The organism is Limosilactobacillus equigenerosi DSM 18793 = JCM 14505 (genome assembly GCF_001311375.1).
Lineage (GTDB): Bacteria > Bacillota > Bacilli > Lactobacillales > Lactobacillaceae > Limosilactobacillus > Limosilactobacillus equigenerosi.
Genome location: NZ_BBAS01000006.1, coordinates 38,098 through 57,016 on the forward strand (window position 1 = coordinate 38,098; position 18,919 = coordinate 57,016).

24 protein-coding genes and 2 pseudogenes are annotated in these 18,919 nt (G+C 41.6%); 23 read left to right on the plus strand and 3 right to left on the minus strand.

Going from position 1 to position 18,919, the window contains the following annotated elements; translation table 11 throughout:
* Positions 1-87: 87 nt before the first annotated feature.
* From JCM14505_RS04185 to recO, 5 genes and pseudogenes are all read left to right on the plus strand, one after another.
* Entirely contained in the window at positions 88-1,053 is a 966-nt protein-coding gene (locus tag JCM14505_RS04185) for a PhoH family protein (protein ID WP_054653274.1), read from the plus strand.
* A pseudogene (ybeY, locus tag JCM14505_RS09530) lies at positions 1,054-1,518 on the plus strand (rRNA maturation RNase YbeY); the annotation flags it as partial.
* Positions 1,519-1,521: 3 nt separating this feature from the next.
* Positions 1,522-1,896 (plus strand): diacylglycerol kinase family protein, encoded by a 375-nt coding sequence (locus JCM14505_RS09535; protein ID WP_056995400.1) that lies wholly within the window; start codon positions 1,522-1,524, stop codon positions 1,894-1,896.
* 14 nt (positions 1,897-1,910) lie between these two features.
* Positions 1,911-2,821 (plus strand): annotated as a pseudogene (era, locus tag JCM14505_RS04195) (GTPase Era).
* A 385-nt stretch (positions 2,822-3,206) separates the two neighbouring features.
* Complete coding sequence (gene recO / locus JCM14505_RS04200; protein WP_054653162.1) at positions 3,207-4,037, plus strand: DNA repair protein RecO; 831 nt, start codon at positions 3,207-3,209, stop codon at positions 4,035-4,037.
* A 532-nt stretch (positions 4,038-4,569) separates the two neighbouring features.
* Here the strand turns inward: recO and JCM14505_RS04205 are convergent.
* The 3 genes from JCM14505_RS04205 to JCM14505_RS04210 all read right to left on the minus strand — a co-directional run bounded on the left by JCM14505_RS04205 (position 4,570) and on the right by JCM14505_RS04210 (position 5,992).
* Positions 4,570-5,019 carry a peptidylprolyl isomerase gene (locus tag JCM14505_RS04205; protein ID WP_054653164.1) on the minus strand — a complete coding sequence of 150 codons (450 nt, stop codon included), beginning with the start codon at positions 5,017-5,019 and terminating at the stop codon, positions 4,570-4,572.
* Positions 5,020-5,242: 223 nt separating this feature from the next.
* A complete protein-coding gene (locus tag JCM14505_RS10000; protein ID WP_263848953.1) occupies positions 5,243-5,368 on the minus strand; it encodes a hypothetical protein in 126 nt (41 codons plus the stop codon).
* A gap of 102 nt (positions 5,369-5,470) precedes the next feature.
* The gene (locus JCM14505_RS04210; protein ID WP_054653166.1) at positions 5,471-5,992 is read right to left on the minus strand and encodes a LysM peptidoglycan-binding domain-containing protein; all 522 of its coding nucleotides are present in this window, start codon (positions 5,990-5,992) and stop codon (positions 5,471-5,473) included.
* 182 nt (positions 5,993-6,174) lie between these two features.
* Here JCM14505_RS04210 and JCM14505_RS04215 point away from each other — a divergent pair, with 182 nt between their 5' ends.
* From JCM14505_RS04215 to JCM14505_RS04290, 18 genes are all read left to right on the plus strand, one after another.
* Positions 6,175-6,468, plus strand: coding sequence for a WXG100 family type VII secretion target (locus JCM14505_RS04215; RefSeq protein ID WP_054653168.1), 294 nt, complete (start codon positions 6,175-6,177; stop codon positions 6,466-6,468).
* 131 nt (positions 6,469-6,599) lie between these two features.
* Complete coding sequence (locus tag JCM14505_RS04220; protein ID WP_054653170.1) at positions 6,600-7,112, plus strand: YhgE/Pip domain-containing protein; 513 nt, start codon at positions 6,600-6,602, stop codon at positions 7,110-7,112.
* Positions 7,094-9,484 (plus strand): polysaccharide biosynthesis protein, encoded by a 2,391-nt coding sequence (locus JCM14505_RS04225; protein WP_054653172.1) that lies wholly within the window; start codon positions 7,094-7,096, stop codon positions 9,482-9,484. The genes JCM14505_RS04220 and JCM14505_RS04225 overlap by 19 nt, the downstream gene beginning before the upstream one ends.
* Positions 9,471-9,983 (plus strand): hypothetical protein, encoded by a 513-nt coding sequence (locus JCM14505_RS04230; protein WP_054653174.1) that lies wholly within the window; start codon positions 9,471-9,473, stop codon positions 9,981-9,983. Before JCM14505_RS04225 ends, JCM14505_RS04230 begins: the two co-directional genes overlap by 14 nt.
* Entirely contained in the window at positions 9,967-10,227 is a 261-nt protein-coding gene (locus JCM14505_RS04235; protein WP_054653176.1) for a hypothetical protein, read from the plus strand. The genes JCM14505_RS04230 and JCM14505_RS04235 overlap by 17 nt, the downstream gene beginning before the upstream one ends.
* Position 10,228: 1 nt before the next feature.
* Complete coding sequence (locus JCM14505_RS04240; protein ID WP_054653178.1) at positions 10,229-11,335, plus strand: type VII secretion protein EssB/YukC; 1,107 nt, start codon at positions 10,229-10,231, stop codon at positions 11,333-11,335.
* The gene (locus tag JCM14505_RS10410; RefSeq protein ID WP_369395405.1) at positions 11,275-11,409 is read left to right on the plus strand and encodes a hypothetical protein; all 135 of its coding nucleotides are present in this window, start codon (positions 11,275-11,277) and stop codon (positions 11,407-11,409) included. The genes JCM14505_RS04240 and JCM14505_RS10410 overlap by 61 nt, the downstream gene beginning before the upstream one ends.
* Positions 11,390-12,160: a hypothetical protein gene (locus JCM14505_RS04245; RefSeq protein ID WP_054653180.1), complete on the plus strand. Its 771-nt coding sequence runs from the start codon at positions 11,390-11,392 to the stop codon at positions 12,158-12,160. The genes JCM14505_RS10410 and JCM14505_RS04245 overlap by 20 nt, the downstream gene beginning before the upstream one ends.
* Before the next feature lie 87 nt (positions 12,161-12,247).
* The gene (locus JCM14505_RS04250; protein WP_054653182.1) at positions 12,248-12,433 is read left to right on the plus strand and encodes a hypothetical protein; all 186 of its coding nucleotides are present in this window, start codon (positions 12,248-12,250) and stop codon (positions 12,431-12,433) included.
* A gap of 115 nt (positions 12,434-12,548) precedes the next feature.
* Positions 12,549-13,568, plus strand: a complete 1,020-nt coding sequence (locus JCM14505_RS10005) for an FtsK/SpoIIIE domain-containing protein (protein WP_156249832.1) — start codon at positions 12,549-12,551, stop codon at positions 13,566-13,568.
* A complete protein-coding gene (locus JCM14505_RS10010; RefSeq protein ID WP_054653186.1) occupies positions 13,526-15,361 on the plus strand; it encodes an FtsK/SpoIIIE domain-containing protein in 1,836 nt (611 codons plus the stop codon). The genes JCM14505_RS10005 and JCM14505_RS10010 overlap by 43 nt, the downstream gene beginning before the upstream one ends.
* A 10-nt stretch (positions 15,362-15,371) precedes the next feature.
* Positions 15,372-15,881, plus strand: coding sequence for a hypothetical protein (locus JCM14505_RS08970; RefSeq protein ID WP_156249833.1), 510 nt, complete (start codon positions 15,372-15,374; stop codon positions 15,879-15,881).
* On the plus strand, positions 15,874-16,317 hold the full coding sequence (locus tag JCM14505_RS04270; protein ID WP_054653190.1) for a hypothetical protein: 444 nt from the start codon (positions 15,874-15,876) through the stop codon (positions 16,315-16,317). Before JCM14505_RS08970 ends, JCM14505_RS04270 begins: the two co-directional genes overlap by 8 nt.
* Entirely contained in the window at positions 16,317-17,198 is an 882-nt protein-coding gene (locus tag JCM14505_RS04275) for an alpha/beta fold hydrolase (RefSeq protein WP_054653192.1), read from the plus strand. The genes JCM14505_RS04270 and JCM14505_RS04275 overlap by 1 nt, the downstream gene beginning before the upstream one ends.
* Positions 17,199-17,297: 99 nt before the next feature.
* Entirely contained in the window at positions 17,298-17,459 is a 162-nt protein-coding gene (locus JCM14505_RS08975) for a hypothetical protein (RefSeq protein WP_156249834.1), read from the plus strand.
* A complete protein-coding gene (locus JCM14505_RS04280) occupies positions 17,444-17,674 on the plus strand; it encodes a hypothetical protein (protein ID WP_054653193.1) in 231 nt (76 codons plus the stop codon). The genes JCM14505_RS08975 and JCM14505_RS04280 overlap by 16 nt, the downstream gene beginning before the upstream one ends.
* A complete protein-coding gene (locus JCM14505_RS04285; protein ID WP_054653195.1) occupies positions 17,655-18,041 on the plus strand; it encodes a hypothetical protein in 387 nt (128 codons plus the stop codon). Before JCM14505_RS04280 ends, JCM14505_RS04285 begins: the two co-directional genes overlap by 20 nt.
* Positions 18,042-18,045: 4 nt before the next feature.
* Positions 18,046-18,360, plus strand: a complete 315-nt coding sequence (locus JCM14505_RS04290) for a hypothetical protein (RefSeq protein WP_054653197.1) — start codon at positions 18,046-18,048, stop codon at positions 18,358-18,360.
* Positions 18,361-18,919: the final 559 nt, after the last annotated feature.

Genomic DNA, 18,919 nt, shown 5'->3' on the forward strand with positions numbered 1-18,919 from the left:
GACCTAGTGAGCCTAGGTCGTTAGTTGTTTTTACGGGCTTAAGGCGGTAAAATATTAACCATAATAATGTGTGAGGAGGCCTGTTTGGTGGCGGAAAACATCACAGTTGACTACAAGTTATCACGACCAGAATATCAAGTTGGTTTGTTGGGGATTCAAGATCAGTTTGTGCCGATGTTAGAAGAAGGCATGGAAGTCGTAATTAACCCATTTGGGGACGTAATTAAAATTACGGGGGAAACCGAAGCGGTTCATTTAACGGAAGCTATTCTAACAGAATTAACCGCCTTAATTGATCAACAAATTAAACTTAATAGTGCCGATGTTGTGAGTGCGATGAAAATGGCCCATCGGGGAACGTTGGAGTACTTTGGCGATTTGTATAAGGAAACGATTGTCAAAGATCGTAAAGGTAATCCGATTCGGGTCAAAACGTTTGGACAACGTCAGTATGTGCACGCCATTAAACACCGCGATGTTACCTTCGGAATTGGTCCGGCTGGGACGGGGAAGACCTACTTGGCTGTGGCGATGGCCGTGGCAAGTTTAAAACACGGTGAGGTTGACCGAATTGTCTTAACGCGGCCCGCGGTTGAAGCCGGGGAAAGTCTCGGATTTCTGCCGGGTGACTTGAAGGAAAAGGTTGATCCATATTTGCGGCCAATTTACGATGCTTTGAATAGTATTTTAGGGGCGGATCATGTTGAACGTTTAATGGATCGTGGGGTCATTGAAATTGCGCCTCTTGCCTACATGCGGGGGCGGACGTTAGATAATGCGTTTGTAATTTTAGATGAAGCTCAAAATACCACGAATGCCCAAATGAAGATGTTTTTAACCCGGCTGGGATTTGGCTCCAAGATGGTTGTTAATGGGGATGTTTCGCAAATTGACTTACCCCATGGAGCCAAGAGTGGTTTGATTAGTGCGCAACAAATTTTAAAGGGCATTGATGCAATTGAATTCGTTCGCTTTCAGGCTGATGATGTTGTCCGGCATCCAGTCGTGGCCAAAATTATTACGGCGTATGAAACGCCACATGAGGATAAATAAATGGAAATTATGATTTACGATCACACGGATGGTGTGTTGACCAAAGCCCAAGAACAAGAAACGCTGGATTTGTTGCAGTTTGCGGCGCAACAGCTATCAATTAGTGAGCAAGCTGAGATGTCAGTAACTTATGTTCGGAACCCCGAAATTCGGGAAATTAATAAGGAATATCGGAATATTGACCGGGCAACGGATGTGATTAGTTTTGCGATTGAAGATGATGAAACGTTAGACCTTCCAGCCGAAATTAAAGCCGAATTACCAGAAGAATTAGGGGATTTATTTATTTCCGTTGATAAAGTCCGTGACCAAGCGCTATTTTTAGATCACTCCATTGAACGGGAACTTGGCTATATGTTAGTGCATGGTTTTCTACATTTAAATGGTTACGATCATGAACGGCCAGATGACAATGGAGCCATGTTTAAATTGCAAGATGAAATCTTAACGGCGTATGGGTTAACCGTGATGCAAACAACGAAGAATAAGCATTGGTTCCAAGCGGCGCGCCATGCTGGTGACGGTCTTCAATATGCAGTTCGTCATGAACGGAACGTGCGCTTTGATTTAGTAATTGGAACGTTAGTGGTCATAGCTAGTTGGTGGTGCCACTTGACCCGGTGGGAATGGGTGGTGGTCTTATTGTTAATTGGCCTGGTAATTAGTGCGGAAATTATGAATAGCGCCTTGGAAGCGGTCATTGATTTAACCACGAATCAGGAGTATCATCCGTTAGCCAAAGCGGCTAAAGATATGGCCGCGGGGATGGTTTGGCTGTTGGCAATCGTCGCAGCTATCAGCGGTTTAATTATTTTTATCCCGCATCTAGTAGCAAAGTTTTAAATTAGGAGTATTTAATGGATTCATTTAACGAAAATTATCATTCAGGTTTTGTGGCGATTATTGGTCGTCCAAATGTTGGAAAGTCGACCCTATTAAATTATGTAGTGGGCCAAAAAGTGGCGATTATGAGTCATGTTGCCCAAACGACCCGGAATAAGATTCAAGGGATTTATACGACGGATGACGCCCAAATTGTCTTCATTGATACGCCAGGGATTCATAAGCCCCAAACGAAATTAGGGGACTTTATGGAACGTTCGGCCCTGTCAGCCTTGGATGAAGTGGATGCGGTGTTATTTGTGGTCAGTGCCACGGAAGCCCGGGGTGCGGGGGATAATTTCATCATGGAACGCTTGAAGAAGGTCAAGCAACCAATTTACTTGGTGATTAACAAGATTGACCAAGTGCATCCGGATGAATTACCAGACATTGTGGCGCAATATGACAATACCTTAAACTTTAAAAAGGTGATTCCAATTTCAGCCTTGCAAGGGAATAATGTGAATGGGTTATTGAATGAACTCGTCGCTAACTTACCACAAGGTCCCCAATATTACCCTAGTGATCAAGTTAGTGACCACCCGGAACGATTTGTGATTGCAGAAATGATTCGGGAAAAGATTTTCTTGAAGACGCGCCAAGAAGTTCCGCATTCTGTTGCCATTGATGTGACCTCAATTAAGCGCAATGACGAAGAAACGGTCGAAGTTGACGCCAATATTATTGTTGAACGGCCCGGCCAAAAAGGATTATCATTGGGAAGAAGGGGGCCATGTTGAAAGAAATTGGGACCGAAGCGCGGATGGATATTCAACGCTTGCTTGGTGATAAGGTCTACCTTAAACTTTGGGTAAAAGTGGTTCCTGGTTGGCGGGATAAAAACGCGATGTTAAAGGATTATGGTTACCGCCAAACTGATTACTAAAAACGATGTGTAGCCGAAGCCATTCGGAGCATTAAGCACAGTTTCCGCCGGGACGATGCAATCGTCACCAGGAAACCGGCTTAAGCGGACAGAATGGCCGGCGGAGCATAACAACGGAGCTGCATTAGCAAAGCATAGTTCGCGTGGTGATGATGTAATCATCACGAGGGAACAAGCTTAGACGGACGGACAACTGCCGGAGCATAACAACGAGGTTGCCGAAGAAGGAACAGTTTCCGCCGGGACGATGCAATCGTCACTAGAAACCGACTTAATCGGATAGAATGGCCGGTGGAGCATAATGACGGAGCTGCCGAAAAAAAATAAAACTGGGAAACGCTAAGCAGTGCTTCCCAGTTTTAATCATCTGAAAGGGGGCGAAAACATGCCGAAAGTTAATCAACCCTTCCGCGGTATCGTGATGAGCCGAAAGCCATTTCGGGAACGGGATTTATTAGTGAAAATTTTGACGGATGCGCGCGGGCCGGTAATGTTTTTCGTCCGGGGCGCCCAACGAAAAGGGTTTAAAATGGCGGCGGATATTCTTCCATTCACCCGTGGAGAATACGTAGGTTTATTAAGCGATGAAGGGTTAAGCTACATTGTTAGTGCCGGCGAAACCCATCAATGGCAAGGAATTGTGGCGGATTTAGATGCCAATGCGTATGCGACTTATTTACTAGATTTAGTTAATCAAGCATTTAATGAGGGACGCGGAATTGGAGGCTGGTTTAAACAAGTTGAAGCAGCGCTCGATCAAATGAACGCTGGCAAAGATCCGCAGATCATTACCAATGTGTTAGAAGTGCAACTATTACCATTCTTTGGGGTCGCCCCAGTTTGGGATCGGTGTGTCATTTGTGGTCGTCAACAAGGAACCCTCGATTATTCGGAAAGTTATGGTGGAATGTTGTGTTTTGAACACTATGAACTTGATGAACATCGTTTACGCCTCGATCAACGTGTGGTTGGATACTTAAAGTTCTTTGCCCAGTTAAACTTGCAAACAGTAGGTGAAATCAACGTGAAACCGGCCGTTAAAAAGCAACTTTCGTGGGCATTAGATAAAATTTATGATGATCAAGTCGGGCTGCGATTGAAGAGTAAACGATTCATCCAATCCATGGATCAGTGGAGTCAATCGTTGCAGTTAGCACGTAATGAAGCCGTTGATAATCAGGAATCATTAGATCAAACGGAGGAGTTAAGGCATTAATTATAAAATTAATAGGGATGCGCAATTTAAATTGACTTTTTCAAACTGATTATTCTATAATTGCAAATGAAAAGGGCAACCATGAGTGGTAGTCATGATTACCCCAACGTGACTTTGGTCGCGGATTTTGATGGTTTAGCTAATCATGATTGCGAAAATCATGGTTAGCTTTTTTAATCAGGTAGTATGACAGTCCAACCGCGCGGATAATAGCATCCAAGCGTTGCACGAGCCAAAACCCGATTAGCCACCACATACCGCGTCCTCCTTTGATCAAGATTCAACGGATTCACCTCCTTTTGTTCATTTATTAGTTGCGAGGTGGTATCCGGACCCGACCATGGTCACTCGGACGACGTTGTCCTGGCTTGATTATACTAAGCGCGGTTTTGAAAATGAAGACATATAGTAAGCTGTCTAAACTGGCGCAAATCCTTGTGTATGTTAGCTTACTACAGTTTTAGTTAGAATAATTTTGAGAAAAATAACCTCCAAAGTTAGCATGAAAGGCTGACTTCGGAGGTTATTTTAGTTACTTGGAATTATTCGTCAAATCATTTAAGGCGTTTTTAAACGCTGGATCCTTAATTTTAACATTGGCGTCGGTTAATAGTCGTTTAGTCATTTTTCGCATGAAACGTGGATTTTTAAAGTTGTCATTCACAATTTGTTGCTTCAATGCGGCAGTGTGGTTAGCTAACTTACCTTTGCTTGGGTGATTAAGAATGTAAATTACGTAATACCCATTATCAGTCTTAACAGGTTTAATAGAATATTCACCCGTTTTTAATTGCCCCGCAACTGCTTTGTATTCAGCAGGGACAGTTGATTGATTATTATCAACGGTAATGGTGTTTTTGTTGGTAGAAAGTGAGTTAGCCGAGTTAGATTGAGCTAAATGATTGAAAGTGGCTAATTTGTTGCCATGACTCCGGTTAAGTTTATCGATAATTCCTTGGGCTTGGGCCGGACTATTAACCAAGATGGCTTTCGTTTTAATTGGTGGTTGGTAATTTTTCCAGGCTTGCTTCAGATTATCTTTTGAAAAATTACTGTGGTCCTTAACAGCCGCTTGCAGTAATAAGTTGTTGCGAATTTGCTGCTTAAGTGAGTGTTCAGTTAAATTTTGACTTGCGAGGACTGTTTTGAAACTGTCACCATATTGTTGCTGATAGGCTTTAAATTGGCGCTCAACTTTTGTTTGACTAACCTTTTTTTCCGTATTGTTTTTCTAATGTTGCATTGAGAATTAATTCTTGGAAGGTTTGTTTCCCTTGAGCAGTCGTTTTAGCGGCTTCGTAATAGTCATGTTCGGTAATTTTTTTGACCATCCGAAACGGCAATCGTTTTGGAACAACCGGCTAATGAAAGTGTGGTAAATCCAATCATTGCTAAAAGTAAAAATGGCTTTTTATTCATAAAACACCTCTAAATTAGTACCAATTATTTTGTAAGAAAAATTGCTTGGCTTGTTGCCAAGACCCATAACGTTGTTGAACGTATTCGTCAGCCACACGATCTTGGTTTTCCGGTGACAAATCACCTTTTAAATAAGCGCGGTTTAATTGATATTTACCGTACTGTTGCCCATTTTGAATCGTATATGATCCACCCGATTCTCGTTGAGCAATCCATTCCTTAGCCGCTTGTTCGTCATCATCATTAAGGTTGGTAATAAATTTAGCAGCTCGGAGTTGTTTGTTGCCACTTTTATTGGAATGATGGGAATTGCTGGTATTTAAAATGATGCGTTGACCAATCTTGAGCGGACTTTGTTCCGTTAGATGATTATCAGTGAGTAATTGAGCTAAAGCTTCGTCAGCTTCTTGGGCAATTGAAGATAATGTGTCACCAGGTTGAGCTGTGTAATAAGTAGCCGCATGGGTAGCAGTTGTGAAGCTAAATGGTAAAGCTAAACTGATGACCCCCAAAGTAATTGAAATACTTGGTCGCATAAGTAGGATTCCTTTCATCGTTAAAGATACGTAATTACATTATTACTTTAACAAGACATTTAATACTTATCAATTGGAATTAGAAATTAATTGAAACATTTTTTTTAAAAAAGTTTACATTTAAAAACAACGATGTTAGAATCAAACTTGTGAAAATAAATAAACTTTTGGAGGTACTATTCATGGGAGTAATTTCGGTTACGCCGGAACAATTACGGGCATCAGCACAGGTATATAGCAATGCAGCCAACGAAATCCAAAACCAACTGAGTCGGATTTCAACGGAAAACGGGACGATGGCCAGCGAATGGCGCGGGCAAGCGTTCCAAGGGTACATGGATCAATTTGAACAATTGAAACCAAATGTCCAACAAATGATTGAATTGTTAACGCAAATTAATCAACAATTAAATAATTACGCCAATACGACTGAAGATCGGGATAACCAAGATCGTTCGGCCTTTGGTTTGTCATAATAAATGCGATTGAGCTTAATTTAGTCGATAACCAGTTTAAGCGAATCATATTTATAGCATAATTCATTAAGGTCTCTTATGTGGTTTCGCGCCAGGTAAGGGGCCTTTTTTTGAAAGGGGAGTAACTTAGTTTGAAAGATAAAGTAGTTAAATTGATCCGACAACCACTTTTCGGTGGGAGTTTAATTGTTGGGTTAGTGGGGATTGTGATGGCCATGTTAATTTGGTTGGTGCCACATAATCCAAATGTGGTCCGCCAAAATGATCAAACCAAGGCGAAGCATGTGAAATATGTTTTAGTCAACAATGATAATGGGGCTACGTTTAATCAGAAGTTCTATAATTTGGGAAAAGATTTTACGGTGTTAATCCAGGAAGATACCCAACGGGATTGGACCACCGCGTCAGCCGACGAAGCGAAGAATGGATTTGATAAGGGCAGTTTTGATGTCGTGATTACCATTCCCGAAAATTTTTCGACGCGCTTATTAAATCTGAATTCAACCACGCCTGCCAAAGCCGGAATTACGTATCAAGTACGGAAAGGCAGAATGAAGTTACCAATCAACAAATTAGTGCCCAAATTACAAAACTCGTCGCTTACTTTAATCAACGGGTGGTGCGAATGTACTTTGCGAGCTTAATTGGTAATTTACGGAATGCTCAAATTGCAATGTTATCACAAGCCAATAGTCGGTCCGCCGAAGTGGCTAGTTTAACGAACGGAGTGCAGGCACCATTTGACGGGTTAGCCAATCAATATGATTCGTTGTTTGAAACCGCTAATTCCTTAAATCAAGCGGGGGAACAAGATACGCAATCGATGCAAGAATTTTCCGACCAAGTGGGACAAACACTTAACAGTTTAGGCGACAGCGTGAATAGTACGAGTGAAGCGACGGCAACTCAATTGAAATCATTACAAGCAACCTTGTCACAGGTTAAGGATAGTCAAGCGACGTTAGAACAAACCTTAAATTTAAATACGATTCCTGATGACATGTTAACGGTGTTGAATGAGATCACGAATCCCGTTAAAGACACGGGGAATTTATTAGCAGTCGTAAATGAAATTAATGCGGATGAAACCGCCTTAGCTGGGATGGCGACGACCTTACAAGATACTTATGGCGTCGCTAAGAATAATTCGGAAAGTCAAAATGCCAAGTTAATTGCTAGTGGCAATGCGAGTGGATCGTTAAATGCGCAATTAACTCAAATGGTGCAAACGCAAGTGGCGAATTTGCCAGTTTATACCGCTCAACCGAAAAATACGAGCGTGAATTGGAATGAGTATCAACAAGCAGTTAAGATTTTGCAAACCTTCAATCAGTTAGCCGGGACCTCATTTGGGATTGGTAACGGCAATGCGGCCATGGAAAATGTGGCGGATACGACTCAAATGATTACGTTCCGGAATTTGACGGGGCAAAATAAAATTGAATTTAAAGCAACCGATGGGAAGCCAACGGCAAAAATTTTAGCGGCTGATATTACGGATGGTGATAGTAGTAGTACGCCGGTCATCGATGGCAATACGATTACATTTGATCAGTCCAATGAGATTGAAGGAATTACCATCAAGGTCCGTTATGGTGGGACGGGGAGTTATCAATGGCTCGTTAGTCAATCAAACCAACCGGCCACGGTGCAAAATACGGGAACAATTGGTGCTGGTGATGCCGGAGCGAAGTTAGCTGACCGGGAAATGCAAGATACGATTGCGGCGGCTAAAATGATTAGTCAACGTTACGCCGGTAGTGATGACTTAGCGACGTATCAAACGATTATTGACCAAGTGAAGCAGAACTTTAACAATGTTGGGATGACCGCCAAGCCGGATGAGCAGGCGACTAAGATTGCCCATGCGTATGCACAAATTAATGATCAGTTAAATCAGATTAGTGCGTTGAAGAATGAACCATATTACCAAAAGTTACAAGATGCGGGAGAAGATGGTTATTCCCAAAACGTGGCGAAGATTTTGCAATGGTATCAACATGCCCAACAGTTAGTCGGAGCTAATCCGGTGACTAATGATGATGAAGCAACGGATGCAGATGCAAAAACGAATGATTTAGCCAAACAATATCAAGACTTGCAAAATGAAATTCAACAAAGTACGGACCAAATTAATCAAAATGCCAAAGAAAAGAACGGGGCATTAGGTGAGACGGTTAAATCCCTTACGGATGCAACGAACCAATTGAAGCAAACGACGGATGGAATTCGGAATACGTTAAATGGTAACGTGAATGATGCCCAAAATTCAGCCCGCGATAATCAAACGTTTGCGGATAATTTTAATCGTGTAATGGAAAATGCGCGGAATGGTGAAGCTGATAATGCGCAAGTCTATAATTTCTTGTCGAACCCATTACGGGCGGAAGGTAACTTCGGCGCCACGCGGCAAACGTCAATTTTACCGTTCTTTATGACGGTGATTGGGACAATTGGTTCATTATTACTTGGTTTAGGAATTAGTCGGTATTTACCAGGTCGGCGTTTAACCCGCGAAAACGCGTTAGTTACTCATTCCCGCGGTTGGTTGAATTTACCAGCGCTCGGGGTGACCTTATTAGCGACGATTTTAGTCGGAACCATTCTTGGTTTAGGAACGGCTTCATTAGCAGGACTGTCGGATCGAATTTCGTGGACGATTTACACTATTTTATTTGTGATGGCGCTAAGTCTATGGGTGATGATTTTAAGTCGTTATTCGCGGATGGTAGCGACGGCCATGGTAACGATTTTACTGGCCCTATATGTAATGTTATCGCCATTCTTGGGAATTCTGACCCGGGCTGGTAGTATCATTGCCTGGTTATATCGGTGGTCGCCATTACAAAATATCCAAACGGGTTACTTAGCGATGTATAACGGTGGCATTATCGGGTTGGCAAGTCTGTTCGGGCTGTTCTTGTTAGTGGTGGTATCACTCGGGGTAGCGTTAATTATCAAGCCATTACCGACCCAATTAGTTACGGATGAGGCAGAGTTTGATGATGAAGATTAAATTCAGTTTGGCATTGCTGATCGGGGTGCTGGTGCTAGTTAGTTGGCCAGCGAACCCAGCATTAGCCGATGGTGATGGTTCATTAACGGTCAACAATCAAGCGATTTATGATAATGGTCGCACTAATGGTGACGGGACCCAAGCTTATGAAATCAAAACCTTATGGGGCAAAGATCGCGACCAAGCCAACCAACAACAAATGAAAACCGCGCAGCAAATCGGTCAGCAAGCCGATGCGATGACGTTTAAAACTAACAATCAGTCGCCAACTCAATCATGGCACCAAGCTCAATTAGTGTTAGCCAAGCATTTGTTTACTAAGGATGCTCAGCCAGCTGGACCAGTCGCAACTAGTAGCGTGCCTAGAAAACATCACGAACTTATGGGCTGGCTTGGTGGCGGGCTGTTACTGATTTTAAGTTTAGTGCTCGGAAGTTTAATTGGCCGCCAGTTCGGGCATTACCGACAACGAGGAGGAAAGGATGGCAACAGAAGTTAAATTTATCCGGCTGGGAATTCACTGGCAGGATCAAATTTTTGATTTGCAAGTTTCACGGGAATTAACGTTCCAAGAATTGAAAACGCAACTGCCCTTAGCATTGGCCAGTATTCGCGTTGAATTACCAACCAGCTTTACGATTCAAGTCTTGAATAAGCAATTAGTCATTGATGAGACTGCTCAACTTAACCAATATCCATTGGGTAATGGTGATCAATTAATCATTAATGCAAAAGGAGAATAACATGCCTACATACAATGACGGATACCAATCATTTACAGTTAGTAAGCTAACAGAACAACGCCAAAAAGTGGTGCGATTGGCGAATAATCAATTTCAACGCGCCTATTTATCGGAATTAGCACTGTTTTTGCCAGCGAGTGAGCATTATTTGGCCGGAGAAATCACGAGTCAAAGTGATGATCAGGTGGAAATTACCTATACAATTCCCAAAGAAGCAGTCAGTTTAAAGCGGTATTTGAAATCATTAACGAAGACGGCCGTCTTTGAATTGATGCCACAATTATTTTGGTTAACTGAAACGAAGGCGGATGGGCAGCAACCATTAATCCACCCGAATAATTTATACGTAATTGGCAATCAAATTGTGGCCATGCATCGGGGGTTAAAACAAGCCATTGCACCGGAAGTGGCCAGTGAAGACCAGTTAGTTAATCAACTTCGGGCGTTAGTATTATGGATGGTGGATCCCAGTCTTGATTATGCGGAAATGGTGACGGGGGTGAGTGCGCTTGATAATACGTTAGCTGAACTATTAGCTAACGCCACGACGCTTCTGGACTTAAAACAAAGTTTGAATGAACAAATTTATACGCAAGTGCAAATTAGTCATCAAACGGAAATCACGATTAAGAAAAAGCAATATCAATTCATGAAATATGGGAATTGGGTCGCCGGCAGTTTAGCCGTGATCTTATTAGGTTTAACGCTTGTTTGGGGTTTACATACCATTCCCAAACAAAAGGCCATTATTGCAGCTCAAAATGATTTTCAAGTGGCGGATTACGATGGTACGACCCAAAAATTGAAACGTTATCGGCCCCAAAGTTTACCACAAGGGGCGCGCTACGCTTTAGCGGTGGCATATGTCAATCAAGATTCCTTGTCGAAGGATCAAAAGGCCGTGGTCTTAAAGCACTTATCGCCATCGTCATCTAAGTTACAACTCAATTATTGGATCATGATTGGTCGTGGTAATTACAAGCAAGCCTTGTCAATCGCAAAAAAAATATCGGGGATAACGAATATATTTTGCATGCCTATGCCAAGTTGTATACGGAAACGAAAAACGATACGACGATGGATGGGGGCAGGAAGCAAAAGCAATTGAATGCCTATCGGAAACAAATTAACCAGTACATTCATAAGTTAGGAGGGGCCAAGAATGAATTTGAAGGCAATTAAGCAACTTCATACCGACGCAACGGTCCGCTTTGATGATCAATTAACGGATGCGGTCCCGGTGGCTTGGGATGTCTTTGGGTTAGGCCAACAGTTGGAACATTGGGTCTTAACAGCGGATGACCAGTTACAAGTTGGCCAACATGAGTTAACGACGCACCATGGGCAATTATTTCTAGATGATGAGCCAGCCCCAATGGAGCAGATTGACTTACCAGCACTGAAAGTCATTTCACGACCTCATATTAATACGTACTTGGTCCAACCAACCGCCAAGCAACTGGTGGTCCAAGCAACCTTGGGGGACCTGAGTTTGGCGACGGCTGGCGTGGCCAAATTTAAATTTGATGGCACAACTTGGCGATTAACGTTAGTCGGGCACGGGGCGACGACCTATGTTAATCGGCAAGCAGTTACAGATTGGGATGGCGAATTTACAATTGGGACGCAACTGTATTTGGATGGAATCTTAATTGAACGGCGGGACCGGTTTTGGAAGGTGACCCCACTCGAAACTGCAGTCCAAGTTAATTTGGAGCATTTGACGCCGGTCAGGGAGATGCAGGAATTCCCGCCTGATTTTCCAGACTTTCGGCGGAGTCCCCGCATCTTCTTACGGCCACCAACACACAAAATTAAGGTCGAAAATCCGCCGCAAGCCCAAACCATGCCGAAAAATTCGGTCATGCAAATGATTATTCCACCGTTAGATGGTGGCAGTTTATGGAGCGATGTCATTATTTACGAATTATAATTCATTCATGATGCTCGGCATGGGCTCAATGACGGTCTTAACGGCTGGCTTTTCGGTTAGCAATTACTTTACGCAGAAAAAAAAGAAGTGGCCCATAAAAATCGCGAAGCTAAGCAAGCATATCGTGATTATTTACTTGGGATGGCGGGTGAGTTACAACAAGTCAAAGCGCAACAGCAAGCCGCCTTACAATACAATTTTCCAACCATCGATCAGTTAATTGAGTTAGTAAACCAATATGATGCCCGAATTTACGAACGGTTAAGCTCATGAAGACTTTTTAACGGTTAGTTTAGGGCACGGGACGATTCCGGCTTCGTACCAAATTGACTACCAACAAAAAGCCGGACAGGTTCAAACCGCTTTAGAACGGCGCGTGGCCCAAAAGGTGTTGGCGCCTGCCCAGACCTTAACGCACGCACCAATTACAGTTAATTTAGCCCAGACAACATTAGGGTTAGCGGGTCCCAAAGCTAGTTTACGGACGAGTTTACAAACGTTGCTCTTCCAAATTGCGAGCTGGCATTCCTATCATGATGTTCAAATGGTAGCGCTAATTAATGAAGAAGAATATGACCAATATTGGCAAGAGTGGCGCTGGTTACCACATTTTCAATTGGATGGAGTCAATTTACGGGGGTTAGTGCATAATGCCCAAACGCGGGACATGGTCTTAAATGCCGTGTATCAGTTATTAGTGCAACGCCGCCAAGCGCAACAAGAACGAGCGGTAAAAGATGGCGATCATTTTAAACCGCACTTAGTCTTAGTTATCGAAGAGGAAAGTTGGCTCAATGGGCATAATTTAAACGAATTTTTAAATCAAGACTTATCGGTTTACGGCGTGACAGTAATTTGGGCGAAGGAAACGACCAACGCATTGCCAGAAACGGTGACGACCTTAGTTGAATACCGCTCAAGCAAATTAGCGACGCTGGTGAATGTAGATCAAGTTTATATGGATTTAGCATTTGAACCGCATTTACAACCAGCGGCGGATTCACTGGTCAATGCGATTAAGCGCTTAGCCAATTTAAACCATATCGAAGTGGAACAAAATTCAATCCCTGAGTCGGTGACGTTTTTAGATTTGTATCATGTGAAGCGGGCGGAAGAATTGGCGATTATGCAACGGTGGCAACAAGCTGACACCTCGAAGACCTTAGCAGCCCCACTTGGCTTGCGGGGCAAAGACGATGTGGTGGAGCTTAATTTACATGAACGAGCCCATGGGCCTCACGGGTTAATCGCTGGGACAACGGGGTCCGGGAAGTCGGAGTTACTGCAATCGTACATGTTGTCATTAGCGGTTAACTTTGCCCCTGAAGATGTTGGGTTCCTCCCAATTGACTACAAAGGTGGGGGATGGCGAACTTGTTTGCGAACTTACCGCACCTTATGGGGATGATTACGAACTTAGATGGGGCCAGTACCGATCGGGCGTTGAAGAGTATCCACGCTGAACTTGAACGGCGGCAACGCTATTTCCGGCAGTTTGGGGTAAATAATATTAATGCCTACACCAAACTGTATAAGGAGGGAAAGGAACACCCAACTGATGATAGTTACCCCCACGAACCGCTACCCCACTTATTCCTTATTTCAGATGAATTTGCGGAATTAAAAGCCAATGAACCGGACTTTATGGATGAGTTGGTTTCAACGGCGCGGATTGGGCGGTCATTAGGGGTGCACTTAATTTTGGCAACCCAAAAACCAAACGGGATCGTTAGTGAACAAATTTGGTCCAACTCGCGGTTTAAGATTGCCCTCAAAGTTTCGGATCCAGCTGATTCCAAGGAAATTATCCATACCCCCGATGCGGCTTCGATTACCCAAGTCGGACGGGCGTACTTACAAGTCGGGAACAACGAAATTTACGAATTATTCCAATCGGCATACTCGAGTGCGGAATACAATCCGACGGACAATCAGCACGCCCAACGGGATCAACGGCTTTGGTTGATTAATCAACTCGGCCAAGCGGAATTATTAACCCGGGATTTATCCGAAATTGATGAACCGAAGGAAAGTGAAATCCAAACCCAACTTGAAGCGGTGGTGGATGAAATCGCCAAGGATGCTAAGCAAGCACAAGTGAAGATGCCGATGAAGCCATGGTTACCACCATTGGCAACTCATATTGTGAGCCCGATGATTGATTGGTCACAAGAATGGCAAGCAAATCGGAATTTAGTGGTTCCATTTGCAAAGTTAGATATTCCTAGTCAGCAAAAACAAGCTGAGCTTAAATTTGATTTAACTAAGATGAATTCAACGGTCATCATTGGATCAGCTGGATATGGGAAATCAATGGCGCTGCAAACAATTGTGACCAATTTAGCGCGTCTTAATAATCCAGAACAGGTGCAATTCTATCTACTCGATTTTGGAACGAATGGATTATTACCATTAACTAAATTGCCACACGTTGGTGACATTGCTGGGTTTGATAATTTAGAAAAATTACATAAATTACTGAAGCAATTAATGGCAATGCTTGAACAACGGAAAACGCTCTTTCAAGAAAAAGGAGTATCCAATTTATCGCAATATGAAGCATTAGTTGGTGAACACCTACCAGTAGTTATGATTGCAGTTGATGCGTATGATACGGTTGTCGAAAATGATAAACAACGTGAAATAATAGATAATGTTCTAACCCAATTATTCCGGGAAGGACAAGCGGTTGGAATGTATACTATCTTAACGGCTAATCGGTACAGTAGCTTTAGGGTTGGAATCACTTCTAATCTCACGACACGAATCGGGCTTTATATGGTTGATGAAAATGCGCCGCGGGATATGTTAGGACGAAGCGCGTTAAAACAAAGTCCAATTCCGGGACGTGGGCAACTAGAAGTAGACGGTGAAATGTTAGCAATCCAAGTTTATAGTCCAACGCAAGCAGTGGAATCGTTAGCAACAGTGAAAGCAATTGATGACTTAGGTGAGACGATGACGGAGGCTTGGCACGGTAAACTACCTGGACGGGTACCAATGTTACCGGTTGTAGTGGATGAAGAATTCTTTATGGCTCAATCAAGTGTAGTTAAAATGCTTCAAAATGGCTCCTTGCCAGTGGCATTGTCGAATGAAACAACGGAAGCAATTGGATTTATTCCGGACCAAATGCATTATTATGTCTTAATGACGGAAACACCAATTCAAGAAGCAACAACTGAAAAAAATTATTATTAAAGATTTGCAAATGTTACAGCAGCAATATGATGATGTAGTAGCTAATTTAATTGATTTTGATGGGAGTTTATTACAGTACGATAGTGATCGGATGCAAGTAGTTGGTGAGGAAGAAATTACTAACTTTATGAATGCATTACAAAAAGAAATCAATGAACGAAGATTAAGTGGCAATACAGAAAAATGGTTCATCTATATTCCTAAATTTGAATATTTCTCAACTAAAGTAACGATGGATCAAGCTACCATTGAAACGATGTTACGCCAATGTTGGCAAGTAGGAATTTATTTGATTTTCCAAACTAATCAATTGGAGTTCTCACGGTCACTTAACAATTTTGCAAAAGCATTGAAGAAGAATCTTTCGGCTGGATCGCTAGGATCGCGGATTGTGGAACAACAATTAGTAAAGGCTAACTATCAACCAAATGAATCAATTTTGCCAGAAGATGGGATAAATATGTTTGTTGGCCGAAAGATTAGTCTAGCTCGATTGATTACGAGGTGGTCAGATGAGTAAGCGTAGAATTATATTGTCAATTTTGATTGGATTAGTAGTTATTTGGGGAGTGAGTGGAATGTTTATTACAAAACGACATGCAGAACAACAAGCAGTACAGGAATCCAACGAAGAACGGCGGGTACAACAAAAGTGTGCGGAATATTTGGTTCATCATTATGAAGGAATTAAGACCTTGGAAGTAAGTAGATTATATAAACCTAATTCTATTGGAGGTGGAACATATAGTTGTGATATAAGGATTAATGGAAAAAAAGAAGCTGTTGAAATAGGTCAGTATTCAAAGAAGAATTTTGATAAAAGTGGTCCTGATTTGCTGGGATGGCCTGATGATTTTCCTGAATCATATAATATTATCAAGCGATTTGATGCAAATAGATCGTTATCTGCCGTGAGCGTAACATATGACAGTGAAAAATCTAAGGGAGAAGATTAATGGCTAATACGGATAAAGATTATAATTATATTGATGAAAAAGCGTACGATATTGCTAGTAATCGAGTCCCTAACAATTTTAAAACGTATGGTAACCACAATTATAAGGTCATTGACATTGAAAATAACTCTACTAACGGAATGCAAGCCTATGCGGTGGCGCCGGTTAAAAATGGTAAAGCAGATTATAACAATGTGGTGATATCATATGCCGGGACGGACTCAGGTGATATGAAGGATATCTTAACTGATATCGAAACAGTTGGATTGGGTTCAAAAGTAATTTTTGAACCTAAGTTATCGAGCCTGGGGCCAGTACCAGATATAAAGGGTGAATCACAATCGGTTTCGGCAGACAAATTTTATCAACGGGTTAATAAGCAAATTAAACAACATGGTGGGGTAAAGGCGCCAACAACGAGTGGTCACTCATTGGGTGGCACGTTGGCGATGTATATCGCCGCTAAACATCATTTATCCGCGACAACTTTTAACGGTCCGGATGCGTGGAGTATGTTGACGAAGAAGGAACGTGAATATATTAAAACGCACCCAATGGATTTTATGAATTATCGAAATCCAAAAGATATTATTGGTAACATTACAGGAAATTTTACTGGAAGTGCCAAATATGTTAAATCTAAAACATATTTTGGTTCAGAATTGGTTAAACAACTTGAGGATGTAAACGATAAGTTATTGAATGGATCACTTAAAGATAAAGGGTTAAGTACGATTGCTTCATCTTTTTCATTAGATATCGCGGCAGTTAAAGCGGCACTAGATATCACAGTATCGATGGCTGGAAATTTGACAAAAATGGTGATATTTTACGAGTTTCTGGAAAGACGGTTAATAGTAAAACAAATCGTGAATTTGTAAAAAAAGTATCAACAAACTCGTCAAAAATTACTAACTTCAGAAGCGAAACTAAATGCTTATTATGGTTCGGGAAAAGGAATTAGCAGCGCAAAGGTTATTATGCTCGAAGCGGCCGCAGCTTATGGCATTAAAAATGCAATTATTAGTCATGCCGATGAAGGATTGACGGCAATTAACCAAATCTATAATGAAGGTAAGGAAAAGCAGGAAGCATTTGGCAAGCGGCCAAATCAGCGGCGTATAGTGTGGGGAAAGATTTAACCCCCGGTGAATGTATTGAAGCCTTAAGCGCTGGTGGTGCAACTAGGGAAACGTTAGTTACGAATTACGTTGAATTACTAAACGATAAACAAAGTCAAATTAGTGGTATCCAAGCTAATTTTGATAGTTTTGGGAGCACTTTTAGTGCCCGAATTGAAGGAAAGTTGTCACAAGATCGTGAGTTAGCGGGACAATTTGGAATTACGGTTAAATAGAAATATGGATAAATCAGAATTACAGCAGGTTCAAGCAGCCTTAGCGAGTGAAAAAGAGGCGTATCAAAAAGAAAATCAACGTGTTAAAGATGTCTTGGAAGAAATGGTATCAGTTCGAAATCAACTTCATGATGATTATGAAGGGATTTTAGATAACACTCTTGCATTACTGACAGATGAAGAAGATGCTGAGTTACGGAAATTAGCCATTCAAAAATATGAACAAGCTGACTCGGAATTAATGGAAGGGTATCGAAGTGCATTTAGTAAAACAATGGACGAATGGGAAGACTTTAAGGTTACAAGTCGGCGAAAACAAGCCAAATTAGAAGACCAAATAATGACATTAAAACGAAAGGAGAAGTAGTTAAATGAGCTTAATTTCTGACATGTTTAATGGCATAGGTAAAGGAGCCGATGCGACCGTACAGCACGCATTAAAAGAATTAAGGAAATCTTTACAGAGATCAGTAATATCGGGTAGCGTTGCACCTAAATATAAACGGAAAGCTGCTAGTAACTTTGATGAAACAATTTCAGATGCTCAAGTAATTGCCACTCAAACAAAAGCAAATATTATGGATGATGGGAACCTTGATAATTTAGCTGCCGGATTACGTGGTGGATTAGCTGAAGGGGTGTCTAGTAAAGTTAAGTCATTATCGAATGAATTTGGTAATTTTTAGGAATAGGATAAAATAAGCCACCAATAAACTGGTGGCTTATTTTGTAATAGTTTGATTATTAATTTGGTATATGGGAGATCAGATGAGTAAGTAAGTGATTATTAGTTGGCGGGATAATTTGGAATTACGGGTAAATAAATGGTGATGAAATGAAAAAAGAACGTTTAGATACCATGATAGAAATGGTTGAATTTTTCTTAGCGCTTTTCGCAATTGTGATGATGATTTATGAATTAGTGGTTTATTACGCTTATTTTTTTTGCTTGGTTTTTAATTGGTAGTTGTGGACTGTTATTAGTGATTCTATTTTTACCGTTTGCAAATTTAAAATTATTGTTAGTTGGTCCCAAAACAAGGGCTGGGGTAAGGTTTTACAAGATAACAACCGGGTTAATAATATTTTGGATATTACTATTGCTTAGTGGAGATGAAAAAATGGGTTTAGCAGGACAAACTAATATTTATTTGAGATGGTTAACAATAACATTAAATGCGATTGTTGTAATACTAAGTATCGATAAGATATGGTTATATACTCACTCAGCAGCGTATAAAAATT

Coding starts and splice junctions, on each gene's coding strand:
- JCM14505_RS04225 (WP_054653172.1), top strand. CDS start 7,094: ATGTACTTTGCGAGCTTAATTGGTAATTTACGGAATGCTCAAATTGCA.
- JCM14505_RS04215 (WP_054653168.1), top strand. CDS start 6,175: ATGGGAGTAATTTCGGTTACGCCGGAACAATTACGGGCATCAGCACAG.
- JCM14505_RS10000 (WP_263848953.1), bottom strand. CDS start 5,368: ATGGTCAAAAAAATTACCGAACATGACTATTACGAAGCCGCTAAAACG.
- JCM14505_RS04230 (WP_054653174.1), top strand. CDS start 9,471: ATGATGAAGATTAAATTCAGTTTGGCATTGCTGATCGGGGTGCTGGTG.
- JCM14505_RS04290 (WP_054653197.1), top strand. CDS start 18,046: ATGAGCTTAATTTCTGACATGTTTAATGGCATAGGTAAAGGAGCCGAT.
- JCM14505_RS08970 (WP_156249833.1), top strand. CDS start 15,372: ATGTTACAGCAGCAATATGATGATGTAGTAGCTAATTTAATTGATTTT.
- JCM14505_RS04210 (WP_054653166.1), bottom strand. CDS start 5,992: ATGCGACCAAGTATTTCAATTACTTTGGGGGTCATCAGTTTAGCTTTA.
- JCM14505_RS04235 (WP_054653176.1), top strand. CDS start 9,967: ATGGCAACAGAAGTTAAATTTATCCGGCTGGGAATTCACTGGCAGGAT.
- JCM14505_RS04275 (WP_054653192.1), top strand. CDS start 16,317: ATGGCTAATACGGATAAAGATTATAATTATATTGATGAAAAAGCGTAC.
- JCM14505_RS04240 (WP_054653178.1), top strand. CDS start 10,229: ATGCCTACATACAATGACGGATACCAATCATTTACAGTTAGTAAGCTA.
- JCM14505_RS04270 (WP_054653190.1), top strand. CDS start 15,874: ATGAGTAAGCGTAGAATTATATTGTCAATTTTGATTGGATTAGTAGTT.
- recO (WP_054653162.1), top strand. CDS start 3,207: ATGCCGAAAGTTAATCAACCCTTCCGCGGTATCGTGATGAGCCGAAAG.
- JCM14505_RS04245 (WP_054653180.1), top strand. CDS start 11,390: ATGAATTTGAAGGCAATTAAGCAACTTCATACCGACGCAACGGTCCGC.
- JCM14505_RS08975 (WP_156249834.1), top strand. CDS start 17,298: ATGCTCGAAGCGGCCGCAGCTTATGGCATTAAAAATGCAATTATTAGT.
- JCM14505_RS10010 (WP_054653186.1), top strand. CDS start 13,526: ATGGCGAACTTGTTTGCGAACTTACCGCACCTTATGGGGATGATTACG.
- JCM14505_RS09535 (WP_056995400.1), top strand. CDS start 1,522: ATGCAAACAACGAAGAATAAGCATTGGTTCCAAGCGGCGCGCCATGCT.